The organism is Arthrobacter sp. NPDC093125, assembly GCF_044754225.1.
GTDB lineage: Bacteria > Actinomycetota > Actinomycetes > Actinomycetales > Micrococcaceae > Arthrobacter.
On record NZ_JBIVOQ010000004.1, the window covers coordinates 334,284 to 354,209 of the forward strand.

At 65.7% G+C, this 19,926-nt stretch carries 17 protein-coding genes and 1 tRNA gene; 7 read left to right on the forward strand and 11 right to left on the reverse strand.

Features of this window, described 5'->3' with window-relative positions:
* Positions 1–99 precede the first annotated feature (99 nt).
* Genes galT through ACIP9X_RS11165 form a run of 3 tightly spaced genes read left to right on the forward strand, consistent with a single transcriptional unit; the run spans position 100 to position 3,695 of the window.
* Positions 100–1,278 carry a galactose-1-phosphate uridylyltransferase gene (gene galT, locus ACIP9X_RS11155; protein ID WP_400479793.1) on the forward strand — a complete coding sequence of 393 codons (1,179 nt, stop codon included), beginning with the start codon at positions 100–102 and terminating at the stop codon, positions 1,276–1,278.
* Complete coding sequence (galK, locus tag ACIP9X_RS11160; protein ID WP_400479794.1) at positions 1,275–2,435, forward strand: galactokinase; 1,161 nt, start codon at positions 1,275–1,277, stop codon at positions 2,433–2,435. The genes galT and galK overlap by 4 nt, the downstream gene beginning before the upstream one ends.
* A gap of 21 nt (positions 2,436–2,456) precedes the next feature.
* Entirely contained in the window at positions 2,457–3,695 is a 1,239-nt protein-coding gene (locus tag ACIP9X_RS11165; protein WP_400479795.1) for an acetyl-CoA C-acetyltransferase, read from the forward strand.
* Between the two features lie 88 nt (positions 3,696–3,783).
* On the opposite strand, the gene ACIP9X_RS11170 is transcribed toward ACIP9X_RS11165, so the two are convergent.
* Positions 3,784–4,689, reverse strand: a complete 906-nt coding sequence (locus ACIP9X_RS11170) for a Bax inhibitor-1/YccA family protein (RefSeq protein ID WP_400479796.1) — start codon at positions 4,687–4,689, stop codon at positions 3,784–3,786.
* 474 nt (positions 4,690–5,163) lie between these two features.
* Between ACIP9X_RS11170 and ACIP9X_RS11175 the strand changes: the two genes are divergently transcribed.
* Genes ACIP9X_RS11175 through ACIP9X_RS11190 form a run of 4 tightly spaced genes read left to right on the forward strand, consistent with a single transcriptional unit; the run spans position 5,164 to position 9,220 of the window.
* Complete coding sequence (locus tag ACIP9X_RS11175) at positions 5,164–6,447, forward strand: branched-chain amino acid ABC transporter permease (RefSeq protein ID WP_400479890.1); 1,284 nt, start codon at positions 5,164–5,166, stop codon at positions 6,445–6,447.
* 9 nt (positions 6,448–6,456) lie between these two features.
* Entirely contained in the window at positions 6,457–7,425 is a 969-nt protein-coding gene (locus tag ACIP9X_RS11180) for a branched-chain amino acid ABC transporter permease (protein ID WP_400479797.1), read from the forward strand.
* Complete coding sequence (locus ACIP9X_RS11185; RefSeq protein ID WP_400479798.1) at positions 7,422–8,453, forward strand: ABC transporter ATP-binding protein; 1,032 nt, start codon at positions 7,422–7,424, stop codon at positions 8,451–8,453. Before ACIP9X_RS11180 ends, ACIP9X_RS11185 begins: the two co-directional genes overlap by 4 nt.
* Positions 8,450–9,220, forward strand: coding sequence for an ABC transporter ATP-binding protein (locus tag ACIP9X_RS11190; protein WP_400479799.1), 771 nt, complete (start codon positions 8,450–8,452; stop codon positions 9,218–9,220). The genes ACIP9X_RS11185 and ACIP9X_RS11190 overlap by 4 nt, the downstream gene beginning before the upstream one ends.
* 234 nt (positions 9,221–9,454) lie before the next feature.
* Here the strand turns inward: ACIP9X_RS11190 and ACIP9X_RS11195 are convergent, their stop codons facing one another.
* The 10 genes from ACIP9X_RS11195 to ACIP9X_RS11240 form a co-directional block, all read right to left on the reverse strand.
* Positions 9,455–10,810, reverse strand: a complete 1,356-nt coding sequence (locus ACIP9X_RS11195) for an ABC transporter substrate-binding protein (RefSeq protein ID WP_400479800.1) — start codon at positions 10,808–10,810, stop codon at positions 9,455–9,457.
* Positions 10,811–11,124: 314 nt separating this feature from the next.
* A tRNA-Leu gene (locus ACIP9X_RS11200) sits at positions 11,125–11,198 on the reverse strand.
* A gap of 12 nt (positions 11,199–11,210) precedes the next feature.
* Positions 11,211–12,188 carry an N-acetyltransferase gene (locus ACIP9X_RS11205; protein WP_400479801.1) on the reverse strand — a complete coding sequence of 326 codons (978 nt, stop codon included), beginning with the start codon at positions 12,186–12,188 and terminating at the stop codon, positions 11,211–11,213.
* A gap of 119 nt (positions 12,189–12,307) precedes the next feature.
* Positions 12,308–13,789, reverse strand: a complete 1,482-nt coding sequence (locus ACIP9X_RS11210) for an NAD(P)/FAD-dependent oxidoreductase (RefSeq protein ID WP_400479802.1) — start codon at positions 13,787–13,789, stop codon at positions 12,308–12,310.
* A 34-nt stretch (positions 13,790–13,823) separates the two neighbouring features.
* A complete protein-coding gene (locus ACIP9X_RS11215) occupies positions 13,824–15,230 on the reverse strand; it encodes a S8 family serine peptidase (protein WP_400479803.1) in 1,407 nt (468 codons plus the stop codon).
* Between the two features lie 46 nt (positions 15,231–15,276).
* A complete protein-coding gene (locus ACIP9X_RS11220) occupies positions 15,277–16,224 on the reverse strand; it encodes an exopolyphosphatase (RefSeq protein ID WP_400479804.1) in 948 nt (315 codons plus the stop codon).
* On the reverse strand, positions 16,221–16,886 hold the full coding sequence (locus tag ACIP9X_RS11225) for a DUF501 domain-containing protein (RefSeq protein ID WP_400479805.1): 666 nt from the start codon (positions 16,884–16,886) through the stop codon (positions 16,221–16,223). The genes ACIP9X_RS11220 and ACIP9X_RS11225 overlap by 4 nt, the downstream gene beginning before the upstream one ends.
* Positions 16,887–16,958: 72 nt before the next feature.
* Positions 16,959–17,756 (reverse strand): septum formation initiator family protein, encoded by a 798-nt coding sequence (locus tag ACIP9X_RS11230; RefSeq protein WP_400479806.1) that lies wholly within the window; start codon positions 17,754–17,756, stop codon positions 16,959–16,961.
* A gap of 102 nt (positions 17,757–17,858) precedes the next feature.
* Entirely contained in the window at positions 17,859–19,139 is a 1,281-nt protein-coding gene (gene eno, locus ACIP9X_RS11235; RefSeq protein WP_400479807.1) for a phosphopyruvate hydratase, read from the reverse strand.
* Positions 19,140–19,259: 120 nt separating this feature from the next.
* The gene (locus ACIP9X_RS11240; protein ID WP_400479891.1) at positions 19,260–19,871 is read right to left on the reverse strand and encodes a MazG nucleotide pyrophosphohydrolase domain-containing protein; all 612 of its coding nucleotides are present in this window, start codon (positions 19,869–19,871) and stop codon (positions 19,260–19,262) included.
* Positions 19,872–19,926: the final 55 nt, after the last annotated feature.

Genomic DNA, 19,926 nt, shown 5'->3' on the forward strand with positions numbered 1-19,926 from the left:
TTACTTTTTGTTCGAAAGTATTTGTTTTTGATCGATTTGTGCCACACTGGTGATGTGCCCGCCGGACCGCCGGCCTACCGCGCTCAAAGGACACGACGCATGACCTCCATTACCAGCACCAGCCTCGCCGACGGCCGGGAACTGCTTTATTTCGACGACGCCGGGTCTCGCCGCGCGCGCTCAGTGGAAGAAGCACCCGACCTCCGTGATCTCCCCGTCCGGGGGGAACCCGGCGAAGTCCGGTTTGACGCGCTGACGGGAGAATGGGTGGCCGTGGCCGCCCACCGCCAGACCCGGACGCATCTGCCCCCGGCCGACCAGTGCCCGATCTGCCCCACCACCGCTTCCAACCCCTCCGAAATCCCCGCCCCGGACTACGACGTTGTGGTGTTCGAGAACCGTTTCCCCTCCCTTGGACCGGCCGTGGGTCCGGTCCCCGACAACGCCGGCTGGGGAACCACAGGGCCGGCCTTCGGCAGGTGCGAGGTGGTGACGTTTACGCCCGAGCACACCGGATCCTTCAGCGGCCTGACAGAAACCCGGGCCAGGACCGTGGTGGAAGCGTGGGCCCACCGCACCGCGGCCCTGAGCGCCCTTCCCGGCATCAAGCAGGTTTTCCCCTTCGAGAACCGCGGTGCCGACATCGGCGTCACCCTGCACCACCCGCACGGGCAGATCTACGCCTACCCGTATGTCACGCCCCGGGCTGCCGTGATGGGCGCCGCGGCGCGAAAGTTCTATGACGACGCCGGCGGCCGGCAGACGCTGACCGGTTCCCTCCTGAAGGCCGAACGGGAGGACGGCAGCAGGATGGTGCTCGAAAGCGACAGCTTCAGCGCCTACGTTCCGTTCGCCGCCCGCTGGCCTCTCGAGATCCACCTCGTGCCGCACCGCCAGGTCCCCGACCTTGCGGGCCTCACCGGCGCCGAAAAGGACGAGCTCGCGCACGTCTACCTGGACCTGCTCAAGCGCCTTGACGCCCTCTACCCCACCCCGACCCCCTACATCTCGGCATGGCACCAGGCACCTGTTGACCGGCTGTTCCGCCCGGCCGGTTACCTGCACCTGCAGCTGACCTCACCGCGCCGTGCTGCCGATAAGCTGAAATTCCTGGCAGGATCGGAGGCAGCCATGGGAGCCTTCATTAACGACACCACTCCGGAACTGGTGGCGGAGCGGCTCCGCGCCGTCTCTGTTCCGGGCTCCCCTGCCTCCGCCCTCGCCCCATCCGCGTCCGCCTCCTCCGTGCCGGGCGTCACCGAAGGAGCTTCCGCATGACCGCTGCCGCCAGCCCCGTGAATCTCGCCGGACAATTCAGCAGCGCCTTCGGCCGGGAACCTGACGGCATCTGGCAGGCTCCGGGCCGCGTCAACCTGATCGGGGAACACACGGACTACAACGAAGGCTTTGTGCTGCCCTTCGCCATCGACAGGACGGCGCGTGTCGCCGTCGGGGTCCGGTCAGACGGCAAGGTCCGCCTGCTGTCCACCTACGGGGACCAGGGCCTGACAACGGCGGATACGGCGCACCTGGAGCAGCACTCCGCCAAAGGCTGGACGAAGTACCCCCTTGGCGTCATGTGGTCGCTGCAGCAGCGCGGAATCGACGTCCCCGGACTCGACCTGCTCCTGGACTCCGACGTCCCGCTCGGCGCCGGGCTCTCCTCCTCCCATGCCATCGAGTGCGCAGTGATCTCGGCCCTGAACGACATCACCGGGGCAGGACTCAGCCCTGAAGACATGGTGCTCGCCACGCAGCGCGCTGAGAATGACTTCGTCGGCGCGCCCACGGGGATCATGGACCAGTCAGCGTCCCTGCGGGGGGCGGCCGGGCATGCCGTGTTCCTGGACTGCCGCGATCAGGCGGTCCGGCTGGTGCCGTTTGCCGCCGAGGAAGCAGGCCTGGCCATGCTCGTGATTGACACCAAGGTTTCCCACTCACACGCCGACGGCGGTTATGCCTCCCGCCGCGAGGCCTGCGAACTCGGCGCTGAGGTGCTGGGCGTCAAGGCGCTTCGCGATGTTGCGCTGGAAGATCTTGACGAGGCAAGCGGCCTCCTGGATGACGTCACCTTTCGCCGGGTCCGCCATGTTGTCACTGAGAATGACCGGGTGCTGCAGACAGTCGAGCTGCTGGACAACCAGGGGCCGTCGTCGATCGGGGCACTGCTGGACGCCAGCCACGTTTCCATGCGCGACGACTTCGAAATCTCCTGCCCGGAACTCGACCTTGCGGTCGGGACAGCCCGGGCGAACGGCGCCATCGGCGCCAGGATGACCGGCGGCGGGTTTGGCGGCGCGGCGATCGCACTGACTCCGGTGGCTGAAGAGCAGCGGGTGCGTGCCGCCGTCCTACAGGCCTTTGCCCAGGCGGGCTACACTGCCCCGGACCTCTTCACCGTCACGCCCTCCGCCGGAGCGATGCGGGTGGCATAGCAGCGGGCGTAGGCTTGGCGCATGCCGGAAGCAGTCATCGTTTCAACCGCCAGAAGCCCGATCGGCCGCGCTTTCAAGGGTTCGCTGAAAGACGAACGCCCTGATGACCTGGCCGCCGCCATGGTCAGTGCCGCGCTGGCCAAGCTGCCGTCCTTCGACCCCTCCGGAGACAGCGGATCCGGACTGGATGACCTTTATCTCGGCTGCGCCGAGCCCAGCGGCGAAGCCGGTTCGAACATGGCGCGCGTGGTGACAATCCTCACCGGCCTGGACAACGTACCCGCTGCCACGATCAACCGGTTTTGCGCCTCAAGCCTGCAGACCATCCGGATGGCCTATCACGCGATCAAAGCGGGTGAGGGCCACGCGTTCGTCGCCGGCGGCGTCGAGGCGGTCTCGCGCTACCAAAACTGGGCCGGGGCCGGGGAAACCGACGCCGGCAACCACAACCCCGTCTTCGAACCGGCCCGCCACCGCACGGCGGCGCGGGCCGAGTCCAACACGCCCTGGACGGACCCGCGGCTCGGCGGCCGGATGCCGGACATCTACATCGCCATGGGCCAGACGGCGGAGAACGTGGCCACCTCCTACGGCATCAGCCGGCCGGACCAGGACGAATGGGCCGTGCTCAGCCAGAACCGGACCGAGGCCGCCATTGCGTCTGGATTCTATGCCCGGGAAATCACGCCGTATGAACGCCGTGACGGAACGGTCGTGGACCGGGATGACTCGCCGCGCCCTGGCGTCACCCTGGAAGCGGTCAGCGCATTGCAACCTGTGTTCCGGCGGGATGGAACGGTCACGGCCGGGAACGCCTGCCCCCTCAATGACGGCGCGGCCGCCACGGTCATCATGAGCGATTCCCGGGCACGGGAGCTCGGCCTGGAACCTCTGGCGCGGATCGTCTCCACGGGCGTCAGCGCACTGTCACCGGAACTGATGGGCATGGGGCCGGTGGAGTCCATCCGGCGGGCCCTGGCCGCGGCCGGGCTCGGGATTGGCGACATAGACCTCGTGGAACTCAACGAGGCCTTCGCCGTCCAGGTGCTGGCCAGCGCAAGGGAACTCGGCATCGACCCCGCGAGACTCAACGTGCACGGCGGCGCCATTGCCTTGGGACATCCGTTCGGCATGACCGGCGCCCGCCTCACCACCACGCTGCTCAACGGGCTCCGCGAGATGGACGGAACGATGGGCCTGGCCACCCTGTGCGTCGGCGGCGGACAGGGCATGGCCGTGGTTGTGGAGCGCCTCAGCTAAAGCGCCCGAACGCAAAAGCGGGCCCCGCCGCTTGGCGGGGCCCGCTTTTGTTGGACATCGACGATCGACGGCGTTACGCCGTACCGTCCTACTCTTCGCCGCGGAGGATGGAGAGCAGTCGGATGATTTCCACGTACAGCCAGACCAGCGTGACGGTGAGGCCAAACGCTGCGGTCCAGGCGAAGCGCTCCGGGGCGCCGCTGCGGACACCCGCTTCGATGCTGGTGAAGTCCATGATCAGCGAGAAGGCTGCCAGGCCGATGGCGAGGATGCCGATGAAGACGCCCAGCGGGATTCCGAAGATCTCAAAACTCGTGCTGAGGCCGAACGGGGACTGCACCGCGCCGGTCCAGACCATCACCATGTTCACGAGGGCAAAGACAGCGTAGCCGATCATGGCGATCATGAAGAAGCGCATGGCCTTGGGAGTGGCGCGCACCTTACCGCTGCGGAAGAGCAGCAGGGTCACAGCGAACACCGAGAGGGTGCCGATCACGGCCTGCAGCCCGACGCCGGGGAACATGCCGTCGAGGATGCGTGTCAGTCCGCCGAGGAAGAAGCCCTCAAGGCCGGCGTACGCAAGGATGAGTGCGGGCGAGGGCTGCTTCTTGAAGGTGTTGACCATGGCCAGCACAAAGCCGCCCAGTGCGCCGACGATCATCAGCATGCTCGCGACGGGCAGGCTGACGAACAGCGTGACCGCGGCGCCAGCCATCACCGCGGCAAGGCAGATTGCCGTCTTGACGATGACGTCGTCGTAGGTCATCCGGCCGGTTTCGGCGGGTCCTGCCGCCGGGCGGTTGTACATCTGCTGCAGCTGGTCATCCGTCATGTTCGGCTGCTGCGGCCAGCCTCCGGGCGCGTTCATGACCGGCGTCTGGCCGTAGCCGCCCTGGCCATACGGGTTCTGCCCGTACGCCTGCGGAACAGGCGGTGCCTGGGTGGCTTCACGGAAGTTCTTTCCGTTGAAGATCGGGTTTCCGCCAAGTGCCATTGCGGGTGTCCTCCATATAAGGGGTTGGTGGATCTTTTCTTAAGTTCAAACTATCAATTCCCACGCGCCAGCGGCAGGCAAAGTTCCCGTGAACTCTTGCCTCGACACGCAATCGTGACCTGGGGCCGCACTCTCTCGCCCACACCACCCTCCCGTTCACCCATTGTTTAGGAATACTCAGCGACAACAAAAGTTTTCGTTAGAGCTACTGACTTGTCAGCAGTGGGGCCCCTTCGAGTTGTTATCCGATCGCTATGCAGCGGCGGCTTCTGCGGGCAAAGTTTGTACTGACCGCGCGGTAACATGAGCGGTGCAAGGTGACACATATCACAAGAATGCGCTACATCGCGTGTCATCTTCACCGTTCGCAGCGGTTGCAACGACGCACGCCGCCCACCCCCTGTGGAGGTTTTGAATTTGAGACGCACACCGAAAGGCCTGCCGCGCAAACGGCCAGCCGGGCTGCTGAAGGCCATGGGAGCTATCGCCTCCCTTGTCCTGGCGCTCCTGCTGGCAGCCGCGCCGGCATCCCAGGCCGCCACCCCCTCCCCGACACCACCCCCGTCGGACCAGCAGTTCCGGAACAGCATCAGCGGCTTCCTCCGTGACGATGCCCGCAACCCTCTCGAAGGTGTGAAAATCACCGCCAAGAACGCTGATTTCACCGGAACCGCCACTTCGGGTGCCAACGGTTCCTGGCGCATAGCCGTGCCGACACAGGGCAGCTATGAAGTGGAACTGGACGAGTCCACCCTGCCGGAGGGCATCAAGCTCGCCGAGGGTCAGTCCAATCCGCGCACCGTCACGTTCAGCCAGACCTCAAACCTGTCGGTGATTTTTGCCTTCGGTGAAGGCATCGTGGTCCAGCAACAGGACTTCGGCCAAAACCTCCTCAACCGCCTCGTGGCCGGGCTGAGCTTCGGCCTCCTGCTCGCCCTGGCATCTGTCGGGCTCTCGCTCATTTTCGGAACCACAGGCCTCACCAACTTCGCGCACGGCGAGATGGTCACGCTCGGTGCAGTTCTTGTTTTTGCCTTCAGCGCTATGAACCTGCCGTTCTGGCTCGCTATCATCCTCGCCCTCCTGGGAGGCGGCCTCTTCGGCTACGCCCAGGACGCGGGACTTTGGAGGCCATTGAGGCGCCGCGGCAGCGGGCTCGTGCCGATGATGATCGTCAGCATCGGCCTTGCCCTGGCGGTCCGGTACATCATCCAGTTCAACTTCGGCGGCGCCACCCAGCAGCTCCCCTTCGCCCAAAGCGCGGAGGTCCAGATCGGCCCGGTGTCCATCTCCCCCAACAACCTGTGGTCGCTGGTGATCAGCGCCATCGTCATCGCCCTGATCGGCATCGTGCTCCTGAAGACCCGTCTGGGCAAGGCCACCCGTGCGGTGGCCGACAACCCGGCCCTGGCCGCAGCCTCGGGAATCGACGTGGACGGCGTCATCCGCCTTGTGTGGATCGTCGGCGGTGTGCTCGCTTCCCTTGGCGGCATCCTCTGGGCGTACTACCGTCCCGGCGTCACCTTCGACATGGGCTCCCAGATCCTGCTGCTCATCTTTGCCGGCGTGACGCTCGGCGGCCTCGGCACCGTCTTCGGCGCCCTGATCGGATCAGTCATCGTCGGCATCTTCGTCGAACTGACCACCGTCTTCGGCCTTGCCGCCGACCTTAAATACGTGGGAGCACTGTTCATCATGATCGTTGTCCTCTTGTTCCGTCCCCAGGGCATCCTGGGCCGTCGCGAGCGCGTGGGTTAGGAGCCAGCCATGGATTTCGGTTTCATACTTTCCAGCGCGCTGGGCGAACTGTTCAGTCCGACGACGGCGGCATACGCGCTGGCCGCCCTCGGACTTGCGGTCCACTTCGGCTACTCGGGCCTGCTGAACTTCGGCCAGGCCGGCTTCATGGCGGTGGGCGCCTACGGCTTCGCGATCTCCACCCTGAGCTTCGGCGTTCCCTTCTTTGTGGGCCTGCTGATCGCCGTGGTCTGCTCCGTGCTCTTCGCACTCGTGCTGGGCATCCCCACGCTCCGGCTGCGCGCCGACTACCTCGCCATCGTCACCATCGCCGCAGCCGAGATCGTCCGGTATGTGGTCACGACAAACCAGCTCACCGCCGTCACCGGTTCCGCCAACGGGCTGGCCGCCTTCGAAGGCAGCTTCTACGCCATGAACCCGTTCCCTGAAGGCTCGTACTTCGGCATGAACAACCGCGACTTCTTCATCCGGGTCATCGGCTGGGGCCTGGTTGTAGTCTGCTGCGTCATCATCTGGCTCCTCATGCGCAGCCCGTGGGGCCGTGTCCTGAAAGGCATCCGCGAGGACGAGAACGCCGTGCGCTCCCTCGGCAAGAACGTGTACGCCTACAAGATGCAGGCACTGGTCATCGGCGGCGTTCTGGGTGCACTTGCGGGAATGGTGTTCACCCTTCCGCGAGGGGCAGTCCAGCCCGCCAACTACGGAACTGAGCTGACGTTCTTCCTGTGGACCTGCCTGCTGCTCGGCGGCATGGCCACAGTCCTGGGGCCGGTTGCCGGCGCCATGATCTTCTGGGTCGTGCTCTCCCTGACGCAGGGCGTCCTGTACGGCCTCATCGAATCCGGTGCAGTGACCTGGCTGACCACAGTCCAGGCCGGTCAGCTGCGCTACATTCTCGTGGGTATCGCCCTGATGCTGCTGATGATCTTCAGGCCGCAGGGTGTCTTTGGCAATAAGAAGGAGCTGGCGTTCGCATGAGCAAGCACAGCGAAAATGCAGTGGAAGATGGCATCGACTACATGACGGACACCCGCCCCATCGCCGCCGGGGAGAACGCGCCCGGCTGCAAGAAGCGGGACCCGATCGTCGTCGCCGAAAACGTGACGCGCAGCTTCGGCGGCATTAACGCCGTCGACGTCGATTACCTCGAGATTCCGCGGCACAAGATCACCGCCCTGATCGGCCCGAACGGGGCCGGCAAAACCACCCTCTTCAACCTGCTTACCGGATTCGATACCCCGAACTCGGGCAAGTGGCAGTTTGAGGGGCAAAACATCGCCGGCGTCTCCTCCTACAAGGTGGCGCGCATGGGCATGGTCCGCACGTTCCAGCTGACCAAGGTCATGGGCAAGCTGACCGTCATGGAAAACATGCGCCTCGGCGGCTCCGACCAGCCGGGTGAACGGCTGTCCAAAGCACTCTTCAAGGGCATCTGGGGCAGCCGGGAGAAGGAGCTCACCCAGCAGGCGGACATGCTGCTGGAGAAGTTCAAGCTGGACGCCAAGAAGGACGACTACGCGGCATCCCTCTCCGGTGGGCAGCGCAAACTGCTCGAAATGGCGCGTTCCCTCATGGTCAGTCCCAAACTCGTCATGCTCGACGAGCCGATGGCAGGCGTCAACCCTGCGCTGACCCAGTCCCTGCTGGATCACATCAAGAACCTCAAAGCGGAGGGCATGACCGTCCTCTTCGTGGAACACGATATGAACATGGTCCGCCATATCGCCGACTGGGTGGTGGTCATGGCCGAAGGAAAGATCGTAGCTGAGGGACCGCCCGGTGAAGTGATGAAGAACCCGGCAGTGATCGACGCCTACCTCGGCGCGCACCACGACGTGGATCTCGGCGACACGGAAGGCATCAAGGCACTCGAGCAGGAACTCGTGGCGGATGAGGAATCGATTGTCGGCACCGAAGACGCCGGCATCATCGCCGTTGACGCGGTGGTGCCCGACCTCAAGGCCGGCGGTTCGTCACCAATCCATACAGACAAGGACAAAGCATGAGCGCCCCCAGCGCGGCCCCGGCCGCAAGCAGCGCAGCAGCCGACGGCGTGGTGGTTAAGGTCACCGACCTGGTGGCCGGATACCTGCCCGGCGTCAACATCCTCAATGGCTGCAGCATCGAGGCCCGAAAGGGCGAACTGATCGGGATCATCGGCCCTAACGGGGCCGGAAAGTCCACGCTGCTCAAGGCCATGTTCGGCCTCGTAAAGGTCCACTCAGGCTCTGTCGTCGTGCGGGGCCAGGACCTCACCGGGCTCAAGGCGAACAAGCTGGTCACGCAGGGCGTGGGTTTCGTGCCACAGAACAACAATGTGTTCGCGACCCTCACCATTGAGGAAAACATGCAGATGGGCATGTTCCAGCGGCCCAAGGACTTCGCCGAGCGGTTCGACTTCGTCACCAGCCTGTTCCCGGAGCTCGGCAAGCGCCGCGCCCAGCGGGCGGGGTCACTGTCCGGCGGCGAGCGCCAGATGGTCGCGATGGGCCGGGCCCTGATGATGGAACCTGCGGTGCTGCTGCTCGACGAGCCCTCGGCCGGCCTCTCCCCCGTGAAGCAGGACGAGACCTTCCTGCGCGTGCATGAGATCAACCGTGCAGGAGTGTCCGTCATCATGGTGGAACAGAACGCCCGCCGCTGCCTGCAGATCTGCGACCGCGGCTATGTCCTGGACCAGGGCAAGGACGCATACACCGGCACAGGCCGGGAGCTCATGAAGGATCCGAAAGTCATCCAGCTGTATCTGGGAACGCTGGCGGACGAAGTCTAAGGCCGGCAGAACCGTATCTCGCGAGGGCCGTCACCCATCCGGGTGGCGGCCCTCCCCTGTGCCCTGCCCGGGCCTGAACCGCGGGGTTACGGGTACCCGCGGCAGCGGCCACGGGTGCGATGGCCAGCGGGTGGGCCTGGTCCTGTCAGCCACGGAAACGGATAACCCACGGGCACCAGAAAGCCCCCGTCCAGAGGACGGGGGCTTTCTGTGAACTGGCTGAAATACGGGGCTTTACAGCTTGCCGAATTCTTCCCGGGCCGGCTTGTAGGTGTTGTCGTCCTGGTACTCGTAGATGCCGATGAACGCCTCCGTGGGGTCACCCTGCTCGGAGAAGGTCACCGGACCGGACTGGCCGTCGTAGTCGATGTCCTTCCCGTTGCGGAGAAGCGTCACGCAGGACGCGAAGTTGGTGCACTTCTCCCCGCCTTCCGAGACTGCCTTGAGCTGCTTGGAGATCTCGGTGCCCTTCGTGCTCTTCGCGGCCTCCGCCGCGAGCGAGATCAGGTTGACCGCGTCATAGGACTCGCCAGCGTAGCTGTAGTCCTTCAGGGCCGGATCGATGGCGAGGAGCTGCTTCTTGAAGTCTTCCTTCGCGAACGTACCGGGAATGGTGCCCTGGGCGCCCTTGAGCGTTCCGGCCTTGAAGTCCTTGCTGTAGTCGGACGTGTTGCCGTCCACCATGAACAGCTGCGTGGGCTTGATGCCCTTGCCGGTCATCAGCGGCACGATGCTCTTGGCCTGGTCGAACGTGATCAGGGCGATCGCATCGGGCTTGGCGGCGATGACTTTGTCCACCTGGCTGCTGAACTGCGAGTCGCCTTCGTTGAAGAGCTCCTCGGCCACAATCTGGCCGCCGGCTGCTTCAAAGGCTTCCTTGATGTTCTTCTGCAGGCCCGTGCCGTAGGCGTCATTGAGGACGATCATGCCCAGGGTCTGGGCTCCGCAGGTTGCCATGTAGTTGCCGAGCACCTTGCCCTGCAGCACGTCAGACGGAGCTGTGCGCCAGTAGAGGTTCTTGTCCTCCCACGTGGTGAAGTCCGGAGAGGTGTTGGCCGGCGAGAACTGCACCACGCCTGCACCCGTGATCTGGTTGATCACGGTCTTGGACACGCCGGAGGATGCGGCACCAATGATGGCGCTGACACCTTGGCCCAGCAGTGCGGTGGTGGACTGCGTTGCAATGTCGGTCTTCGTGTCACCGGAGTCCCGGTGGACAACACTGACCGGCTTGCCCAGGACGCCGCCGGCGGCATTGACTTCCTTGATGCCAAGGTTAACGCCCGCGATCTCGGGCGGGCCCAGGAACGCCAGCGACCCCGTCGTCGGCAGCAGCGATCCAATCTTCAGCGGGGTGGGAGTGGTGGTGGTTGCTGCCGGAACAGAACCGGCGTCCGCAGTGGCTTGGGACGTGCCGCCTCCGGCAGTGGCGCTGGGAGCAGGGCAGGCAATACCTGCACCCGCACCGGCTGCGGTTGTGGTCGAGCCCGGGGTGGGGCTGCCACCACAAGCCGTGGCCAACAGGGCGACGCCGATGCTAAGCGCTGTTAGCTTAGCTGCTCGGGGCGCGCCTTGGGGGAGTGAAATCATTTGAGAGTCTCCTCGATCGAAAGGTGCGAACGGCCTTTGATGCGATTGGTCAGGTGTGTTCCTGAGATAAATTCAAGCTAGTGCAAATTACGGCCGAACATAAGTGAGTAAGGTCACATCCTTATAACACTCGTTGCATATCGGACACCTCATAGCAGACTCCCGGAAAAAGGCCCCGCGGGCCGCCAAGAGTCCTTCCCCATGCAGCGCCGCTGGGCCCGGCGAAGGGTGCCGGGACGTGAAAGAGCGCCCGCCAATCAGCCCCAGGATGTGAGGGAGCGCCCGTGGCAGCGCCGCCCGGACAGTGAAATGTGTACCCCAGGTGGGACTCGAACCCACAACACGCGGATTTTAAGTCCGCTGCCTCTGCCAATTGGGCTACTGGGGCGCCCGGTCAATGCTATCGCTTTCCGCTGCCGGCGTTGGTTTCGACTGCGGCGAAGGGCTCGGCGTACTGAAATGTTCCGTGCACGCCGCCGGGCCAGAGCGCCAGCGGCAGGAACTGGAAGTGGTCACCCCAGCTTTTGTCGGGCGCCTCAATCCCCATGGACGAGGCCGGCACAAATCCGAAGCGCGGGTAGTACTCCGTGCTGCCCAGCAGGGCGATGCCCCTCTCCCCCGCAGCGTTGGCCCGGACCACGGTTTCGTGCATGAGGGCCGAGCCGATGCCGTGTCGCTGCAGGCGCGGAGTCACGCTGATGGGTCCGAGCCCCAGCAGCTCGATGCCGTCGGCCCGGGCGCGGGAGCAGATGACGTGGCCCACGATTTCGCCGTCGAGCTCTGCCACAACACTGAGCTCCGGCAGATAAGCATCGGACGCGAAAAGCCGGCGGAGCAGATCCACCTCCACCGGCTCGCCCTCCACCGGCAATCCCGTCACGGGCGATACGGAGAAGGCCTCGGCCGTCAGCGCGATGACCGCGTCCCGGTCTTCGGGCTTCTCGCTGCGCAGCCTCAGCTCACGGACCGGCTCGGGCTCGGCCGCGTGGGCGGCGGAGAGCTCAGCCAGCACTTCCAGGGCGCGGGCCGCGTCTGCCACGGGGACGAGCAGATGGTCATGGTGGAATCCTGCCAGCACATTGCAGCTGATCCTGGCGTCCGTCAAGGCCCGGCTCACCGCGGCAGTCAGGCCCACGGCTTCGAGCGCCGAGTGGACCTCCAGCGTGATCCAGGCGGCTACGAAGTCGTACTTCAGCCCGTGGGCATCAGCCTCAGCCCGGGGCAGCACCACGGTGAGGCCCTCGGCCTCGCGCACTGCGGCTTCGATCCCCGGCACAAGGGGCTTTCCATGGGGCCAAAGCACATATACATACTCGCCGTCGCGGAGCACGGGGTGCATCGCAGCCAACAGGGTCTGGAGATTCTTTTCACCCGTCATGGAGCCAGTCTAGACATCCCGGCAGAAACAAAACGGGACGCCATCTGGACGAAAGCAGCCCAAACGACGAAGCGACCGCTCCCGAAAAGGGAACGGCCGCCGTCGTCGGTTACTGCTGCCTACTTGGATTTGGCTGCAACAGGGTCCTTCGAATCATTCTTCTGGACATCTGCCGGCTTTGCCTCCACGGGCTTGGCGTCGGCCGGCTTTGCCTCGGCGGCTGCCGGCTTCGGAGCCGGGGTGGCAGCGGCAACGAAGGCACCGCGCGGGTTGTCCAGGTCCAGCAGCTGGGTGGTGTCGCGGCCCGCGAAGAAACTCAGGATCCAGTTGAAGATCACGCGGAACTTGCGCTCGAACGTCGGCATGGCCATGCCGTGGTAGCCGCGGTGCGCCAGCCAGGCGAGGGGGCCCTTGAGCCCGATGCGGCCGAGGAGGTTGATGTTGGCAACGCCCTTCCACTGGCCGAAGCCGGCCACAGCACCGAGGTTCTTGTGCTTGTAGTCCGCGAGCGGCTTGTCCCAGCGGGAAGCCCACAGGTTCTTGGCCAGGCGCTTGGCCTGGCGCAGCGCATGCTGTGCGTTGGGGACGCAGGTACCGTCCGGCAGGCCCGCGCCTGTCAGGTCGGGAACCGCGGCGACGTCACCGGCGGCCCAGGCGTTCTCGATGATGCCTTCATCGCCGGCGATGCGCAGGTCCGGGAGGACCCGGACGCGTCCGCGGGGCTCGAGCGGGAAGTCGGTGGAGCGGACCATCGGGTTGGCCTGGACACCGGCGGTCCACACGAGGGTGTCGGACTCGAATTCCTGGGCCAGCGTCTTGTCCGGCAGGTTGATGAGCTTCAGGGCCACCTCTGCGTTGTCCAGCGACGTGTTCAGCAGGACCTCGATGCCGCGGCTGCGGAGGTGCTCAACAACCCACTCGGCCTGCTTCTCGGTGACCTCGGGCATGATGCGTCCCATGGCCTCAACCAGCACGAAGCGGACTTCCTCCTGCTTGACGCGCGGGTTGTTCTTGACGGCCGCACGGGCGAGGTCTTCCATTTCGGTGATGCACTCGATGCCGGCGAAGCCGCCGCCCACAACCACGAAGGTCAGTGCCCGGGCGCGCTCAGCCGGATCCGTCATGGTGGAGCCGACCTCGATCCGGTCGAGGACCTTGTTGCGCAGCGCAACCGCTTCCTCGATGGTCTTCAGGCCGATGCCCTTGTCCGCCAGACCCTTGATGGGGAACGTGCGGGTGATGGCGCCGGCGGCCAGCACGACGTCGAAGTAGGGCACCTCGAAGGGGTCGCCGCCGTCGGAGGGTGCAACCACCGCTGTGCGGTTGGCGTGGTCGATCGAGGTGACGCGCCCCTGGATGAGCTCGGTCTGCTTGAGGTGCTGGCGGTGGGAGACCACTGCGTGGCGGGCCTCGATGTTGCCGCCGGCAACTTCCGGCAGGAAGGGCTGGTAGGTCATGTAGGGCAGCGGATCGACGACGGTGACGATGCCACCTGCGTTCGCGATCTTCTTCTGCAGTTTGAGGGCTACGTACAGGCCGACGTACCCGCCGCCGACGACGAGCACACGCGGACGATCCTGGAGCTGTGGGGTGGTTGCCATGCATCCAGAGTACAACAGTTTGTGAAAATCTTCACTAACTGGGACTGCCGCCGGGATCCACCCTGCTCAACGTCCCTGTTTCGGCGTCGTCGGCGCTGCCTGCCGAAGCCCGGTAGGCGCGGCGCAGCTGCACTGCGCCGGCAACGATGATGACGACAAAAAGGGTTCCGAAACCGATGACGACGGCGGCCGGAAGTGCACTGTCCAGCTGTGACGGGGCCTGGGCCACCGGCACAGTGGCCTTCGGCAGCGTGGGCAGGGCAGCCGCCTCGCTCTCGGGAGGCGCGACAGGGGCCGGCGCCGGCGTGGCAGGATTGCCGCGGCGGTGCACGCGGATCCAGTCGGAGATGGATCCCAAAGGGTTCACCTGCGTTTCGGCGACATCCGCTTTCAGTGCGGCCTCGGCGTTGAGCATGCCGAATCCATAGAGCGGGTCTTTCCCGGGCGCACCCTCGTCCTTGGCGGTGGACACGATCCTGTTGATCACCTGCTCCGCGCTCATCTCCGGCCACTTGGAGCGGATCAGGGCGGCTACGCCGGAAACGATCGGCGTAGCTCCGGAGGTGCCGGCCCATTCCGCGTAGCTGCCGCCGGGAAGTCCTCCGGCGAGGTCTTCTGCCGGAGCCGCGACGCCGATGCTGATGCCCTGCGATGAGGAATCGACGCTGGCTATCCCACTGCGGTCCAGCCCGGCCACGGTGAGCACGCCGGGAATGGTTGCCGGCGCGCCGACCTGGACGTTGCCGCCCACCCGGTTGCCGGCAGCAGCCACGATGACGACGTCCTTCTGCTCCGCGTAGAGGAAGGCGGCGTCCCAGCTTTGCGGCCACTCCGGCGACGTGCTGCCCAGCGAGATGTTGATGACCTTGGCTCCGTTGTCCACTGCCCAGCGGACGGCCTCGGGAATCTGGTCCTGGTCACTCTTGCCGCCGGGATTCTCCGAACCCAGCCAGGTGGATACTGCGAGGATCTGGGCTTCCGGTGCGACGCCCATGATGCCGTCCGGGTTGGTCTTCGACGGCGAAGGAGTGGGCGAGGGCTTGGCGCTGGCCTTGGACTTCTTGGGAGGCGGCGGCTGGTGTCCGCGGCCCGCGAGCATGGTGGCCACCAACGTTCCGTGCTCCGGCTTGGCCCCCATGCTCTTCTGCCCGTCCGGCGTACCCGCACCGGAGACATCATGTCCTCCGGCAATGGCGCCCTTCAGGTCGGGATGGTCGCCGTCCACGCCGCTGTCGATCACAGCCACTTTCACGCCGGCGCCCTTGGAGACCTCCCAGGCCTTCGTGATTCCGGCTTCCTTGAGCCAGTACTGCTTGTCCCGCCAGGTGTCGGCCTGCGCTGCCGGTGCCGTGGCGATGGCTGCCGCAGCGACGCCGCCGGCCAGCACCGCCGACAGCAGAGCCGAGACGGTCCGGCGAAGCCGGGCTGTTGCTCTGGTCATTCAAGATCCAATACTCGGTGGGGCGGTGCCTTGCCAGCTCAGTGGGTCAGCGGACGCTCAGGGCAATTCCGTCAAGAATATCGTGCTCGCTGGCGGTGGCCGTAATGACCTCTCCCCCGGTGAGTTCGCCCATCTTGGTGAGAATGCGGCGCCAGACGAGGGCGCCGGCCCCGATGACATCCACCCGGCCGGGGTGCATGTAGGGCAGCCGGGCCCGCTGCGCACGGGTCATGGCGAGCAGGTCACCGGACGCCTCAGCGACAGTCCGGATGGACAGTTCGGCGCCGTGGATGGCGGCGGGCAGGTACTCCGGCAGCTTCAGCGCATGGGCGGTAATGGTCGTCACGGAACCGGCAACCCCGACGACGGCGGTGCTGCTTTCCAGGGGAACGTCCAGTCCCGCCTGGGCCATGGCGACATCAACATCGGCCTCCGCGGCGGCGATCTCAGCGGCGGTGGGCGGATCGCTTTTGAGGTGGCGTTCGGTCAGCCGGACGCAACCGATGTCCACGGATTTTGCTGCGATGACTCCGCCTGCGCCTCCCAGCACGAATTCCGTGCTGCCGCCGCCAAGGTCCACAACCAGCACCCTGTCCCCATCGGCCATGGGCAGCACACTGCTTGCTCCGGCGAAGGAGAGAGCCGCTTCCTCGTCACCTGAAATTACTTCGGGCTCGACGCCGAGGAGCCCCCGGATGCCGTCCACGAAGACCTGGCGGTTGCGGGCATCCCGCGTCGCGGAGGTCGCCACGAAGCGGACTTTCTCAGCACGGTACTCCCGGATCAGCTCGGCGTAATCCGCAGCGGCCGCGAAAGTGCGCTCCAGCGCTTCCGGCGCGAGCTCCCCCGTGGCATCCACGCCCTGGCCGAGCCGCACCACCCTCATCTCCCGGACAATGTCCGTGAGCTTCGTCGGACCGTTCCCGCCGTCGACGTCTGCGATCAGCAGACGGATGGAATTGGTACCGCAGTCAATGGCTGCAACCCTGGTCATTCGCCTGCCTCCTGCTTCGTTTTCCGTACCGGGGCCGGCCGCCCCACGATGGCAGGCAATCCCTGCGGCCCGTGCCTGCTGAGGTCCCGCGAGGGCGCTTCTCCGGCGGTGTCCCAGGCGCCTTCGCAGTAACACCGGTCAACGCTCCACCATTCACCGATGGCGGCAATCGCTTCGTCACCCAGCGGATTGACGCCAGGGCCGGCCGCCAGTGAGTGGCCAACCAGCACATGCAGGCATTTCACGCGGGTCGGCATACCTCCGGCGGACACGCCGTCGATTTCAGGCACCTCCCCGATGCCGGACCGGGCTCCGATCTCCGCGCGCGACTGCAGGTATGCCTCATGGGCTGCCCGGTAGGAGGCGGCCAGCGGCTCGTCCGCCGTGAGACGCTCGTTCATTTCATTCATAAGCCCGGCCGCTTCCAGCCGCGACACAGCGGAAGTGATCACCGGATGCGTGAGGTAGAACGTGGTGGGAAACGGCGTGCCGTTGCTGAGCCGCGGCGCCGTGGCGGCCACCAGGGGGTTGCCGCAGACACACCTGGCCGGGATCTCCACCACGTCACGGACAGGGCGGCCCAGCTGGCGGCTCAGCACCTCAAGGTCGTGTGCCGATGGCTGGCGGGTTTCCTCCGGCGCAGATGCCGTGTTGTCTTCCACTGGCGCGGCCGTCCTTCCTGCCCGGATCCGGCTGCCCAGCAATGCCTGGGGCAGTCCTGCGGCGGGCGCCGCTTAGTCTGTTGCCGAACGCCGGATGGACTCCCACAGGGAATCCACCCACGGCACGTTGGCGGGGTCTTGTACTGCTGCTGCACCGGGGTCGCTGGCTGCTGCGCCGGCGGGCATGTCACTGCCGAACACCCAGTAGCCGGTCTCGCCCGGCATAACCATGTTAATGCGGTCCCGGGCCTGCTGCTTGACGTAGTTCGGATCCTGCCAGCGTGAAACCTGGCGCTTCAAATCATCTTGGGCGGACTGTTTGGCCGCGATGTCAGCTTCCAGCGCGGCAATCTCGGCGCGCTTGTCAATGAAGATCTTCACCGTGGGCGCCAGCATGATGGTGATGGCAATCATGACGACGGCCAGCGCCAGCATGCGCCCCGAAAAGGCCTTGGCGGGAATCGGATCGAGGCTTTCGTCCTCGCCGTTTACCGGGGATGACCCGGACCTCTTCTTCCCCGCAGCCGCCGCGGCGGCACCGCCGGCTTTGCCCGGGGCTGTCTCTCCCGGTGCTGTGCCCTTGGCGGCTGTCGGCTTGCCGGGCGCTGTGGTCTTGGCGGTACCCTGGGCTGCGGCTTTGGCTCGGGACGTACCGCTTCCTTGATCCGATGCTGCCGGGGCGGCCCCGTGGGCCGCGCCGCTGCTCCTGGCCGGGCCCGTTCCGCCGGCCTGGGCGGCGGTTTCCCTTCCGGTCTCGCCGTGCTTGCGGCCGCCGAAGTCCGCCAGGATGACGTCTCCCCCGCCGGAGTCCGTCTCGGGCTGCCGGGTTGCCGGGGTCACCCGGGGAACTTTGGGACGGCGGGTAGCCATGACACTCCTGTAAAACGCGGGACGCTGGACTAGCCGGCCTTAAACGAAGCCGGTGGCTATGGTCTTTCCACCATAGCCACCGGGCAGTCGTTTATCCGGCTATTAGGCCTTGAAACGCGGGAAGGCGCTGCGTCCGGCGTAGCGTGCGGCGTCGTCGAGTTCCTCTTCGATGCGCAGCAGCTGGTTGTACTTGGCAACACGCTCAGAGCGGGCCGGGGCACCGGTCTTGATCTGTCCGGCGTTGGTGGCGACGGAGATGTCAGCGATGGTGGTGTCCTCGGTTTCGCCGGAGCGGTGCGAGGTGATGGTGGTGTAGCCGGAGCGCTGTGCCAGGGACACGGCGTCCAGGGTTTCGGTCAGCGAGCCGATCTGGTTGACCTTGACCAGCAGGGAGTTGGCGGTGGCGGCGTCGATGCCCTGCTGCAGGCGCTCGGGGTTGGTGACGAACAGGTCGTCGCCCACGAGCTGGACCTTGTCACCGATGGTGTCGGTGAGGATCTTCCAGCCCTCCCAGTCGTTCTCGTCCAGCGGGTCCTCGATGGACACCAGCGGGTAGTCGGCAACGAGTTCTGCGTAGTAGGCGCTCATCTCGGCGGCGCTCAGGGCCTTGCCTTCGAACTGGTAGGCGCCGTCCTTGAAGAATTCGGAGGAGGCGACGTCCAGTGCCAGGGCGATGTCGGTGCCCGGGGTGTAGCCGGCGTTCTTGATGGCTTCCTGGATCAGGTCCAGGGCAGCGCGGTTGGACGGCAGGTTCGGGGCGAAGCCGCCCTCGTCGCCGAGGCCGGTGGAGAGGCCCTTTTCCTGCAGCACGGACTTGAGGTTGTGGTAGACCTCAACGCCCCAGCGCAGGCCCTCGGAGAAGGTCTCGGCGCCGATCGGGGCGATCATGAATTCCTGGATGTCGACGTCGGAATCCGCGTGCGAGCCGCCGTTGAGGATATTCATCAGCGGAACGGGCAGAACGTGGGCGTTCGGGCCGCCCAGGTACTTGTACAGCGGCAGGTCAGCGGAGGCTGCGGCGGCGTTGGCAACTGCCAGGGAGACGCCGAGGATGGCGTTGGCGCCCAGCTTGCCCTTGTTGGCGGTGCCGTCCAGGTCGATCATGGCCTGGTCGATGCTGCGCTGGTCAGTGGCGTCAAAGCCGGTCAAGGCCGGTGCGATCTGGTCGATGACGGCGTCAACGGCCTTCTGGACACCCTTGCCGAGGTAGCGGCCCTTGTCACCGTCGCGCAGTTCAACGGCTTCGTGCTCGCCGGTGGACGCGCCGGACGGAACGGCAGCGCGGCCGATCTGGCCGTCGGAGAGGAGAACTTCAACTTCGACGGTGGGGTTGCCACGGGAATCGAGGATCTCGCGGGCGTGGATGGCATCGATAAGCGCCATGGATGTGCTCCTTGTGGGCGATTTACTGGGGACTTAGGGGAAAAAATCTCGACGTCCTCGTCAGGGTCTAGCGTAGTCGAGAGTGGCGCACGTTACGGAAACCTATCCAGAACCCGGACGTCATGATCCGGGCGGGACCTGCTCCTGGAAGCGCCGGACAGCGCCCCGGAGGGCCCGTTCGGCGTCGAACCCCTTGTTGCGTGCAGCGCCGACGACGCCGAGCAGCAGCTCGCCGAGTTGGGCTTCGGTCTCTATTGTTTCGGCGAGCGAGGTTTCGGCAAGCTCAACCAGCGGGCCTTCTCCGACCAGCGGGGACAGGCCCGCGCGCTCTGCCCGGTCCAGGGTCTTGTGCGCCCGGGCGAGGGCAGGCAGCGCGTCGGGGATGCCCTCAAAGTGGCTGGTCCGTTCCGGCTTTTCGGCTTTCTTGACGGCGTCCCATTTGAGGACGATCTCCTCTACGGTGGCGGGGAAGGTTTCCTGCAGGGAACCGTCCGGCCGGAACACGTGGGGGTTGCGGCGGATCATCTTCTCGGTGATGCCGCGGGCGACGTCGGAAAAGGCGAAGGTGCCACGCTCTTCGGCGAGCCGGGCGTGCAGCACCACCTGGAGCAGCACGTCGCCCAGCTCGCCTTTCAGCTCGGCTTCGTCCCGGCCGGTTTCGATGGTATCAGCCACTTCGTACGCCTCCTCGAGGAGATACTCAACGAGGGACTCATGGGTCAGGGCACCCATCCAGGGACAATGCTCGCGCAGCGCGGCGATAACCCCCAGCAACTCCCCCACCTCG

Bases quoted from the DNA above. Each gene is read 5' to 3' on its own strand.
- galT (WP_400479793.1), top strand. From the start codon at position 100: ATGACCTCCATTACCAGCACCAGCCTCGCCGACGGCCGGGAACTGCTT.
- galK (WP_400479794.1), top strand. From the start codon at position 1,275: ATGACCGCTGCCGCCAGCCCCGTGAATCTCGCCGGACAATTCAGCAGC.
- ACIP9X_RS11165 (WP_400479795.1), top strand. From the start codon at position 2,457: ATGCCGGAAGCAGTCATCGTTTCAACCGCCAGAAGCCCGATCGGCCGC.
- ACIP9X_RS11170 (WP_400479796.1), bottom strand. From the start codon at position 4,689: ATGGCACTTGGCGGAAACCCGATCTTCAACGGAAAGAACTTCCGTGAA.
- ACIP9X_RS11175 (WP_400479890.1), top strand. From the start codon at position 5,164: ATGGGAGCTATCGCCTCCCTTGTCCTGGCGCTCCTGCTGGCAGCCGCG.
- ACIP9X_RS11180 (WP_400479797.1), top strand. From the start codon at position 6,457: ATGGATTTCGGTTTCATACTTTCCAGCGCGCTGGGCGAACTGTTCAGT.
- ACIP9X_RS11185 (WP_400479798.1), top strand. From the start codon at position 7,422: ATGAGCAAGCACAGCGAAAATGCAGTGGAAGATGGCATCGACTACATG.
- ACIP9X_RS11190 (WP_400479799.1), top strand. From the start codon at position 8,450: ATGAGCGCCCCCAGCGCGGCCCCGGCCGCAAGCAGCGCAGCAGCCGAC.
- ACIP9X_RS11195 (WP_400479800.1), bottom strand. From the start codon at position 10,810: ATGATTTCACTCCCCCAAGGCGCGCCCCGAGCAGCTAAGCTAACAGCG.
- ACIP9X_RS11205 (WP_400479801.1), bottom strand. From the start codon at position 12,188: ATGACGGGTGAAAAGAATCTCCAGACCCTGTTGGCTGCGATGCACCCC.
- ACIP9X_RS11210 (WP_400479802.1), bottom strand. From the start codon at position 13,789: ATGGCAACCACCCCACAGCTCCAGGATCGTCCGCGTGTGCTCGTCGTC.
- ACIP9X_RS11215 (WP_400479803.1), bottom strand. From the start codon at position 15,230: ATGACCAGAGCAACAGCCCGGCTTCGCCGGACCGTCTCGGCTCTGCTG.
- ACIP9X_RS11220 (WP_400479804.1), bottom strand. From the start codon at position 16,224: ATGACCAGGGTTGCAGCCATTGACTGCGGTACCAATTCCATCCGTCTG.
- ACIP9X_RS11230 (WP_400479806.1), bottom strand. From the start codon at position 17,756: ATGGCTACCCGCCGTCCCAAAGTTCCCCGGGTGACCCCGGCAACCCGG.
- eno (WP_400479807.1), bottom strand. From the start codon at position 19,139: ATGGCGCTTATCGATGCCATCCACGCCCGCGAGATCCTCGATTCCCGT.
- ACIP9X_RS11240 (WP_400479891.1), bottom strand. From the start codon at position 19,871: ATGGGTGCCCTGACCCATGAGTCCCTCGTTGAGTATCTCCTCGAGGAG.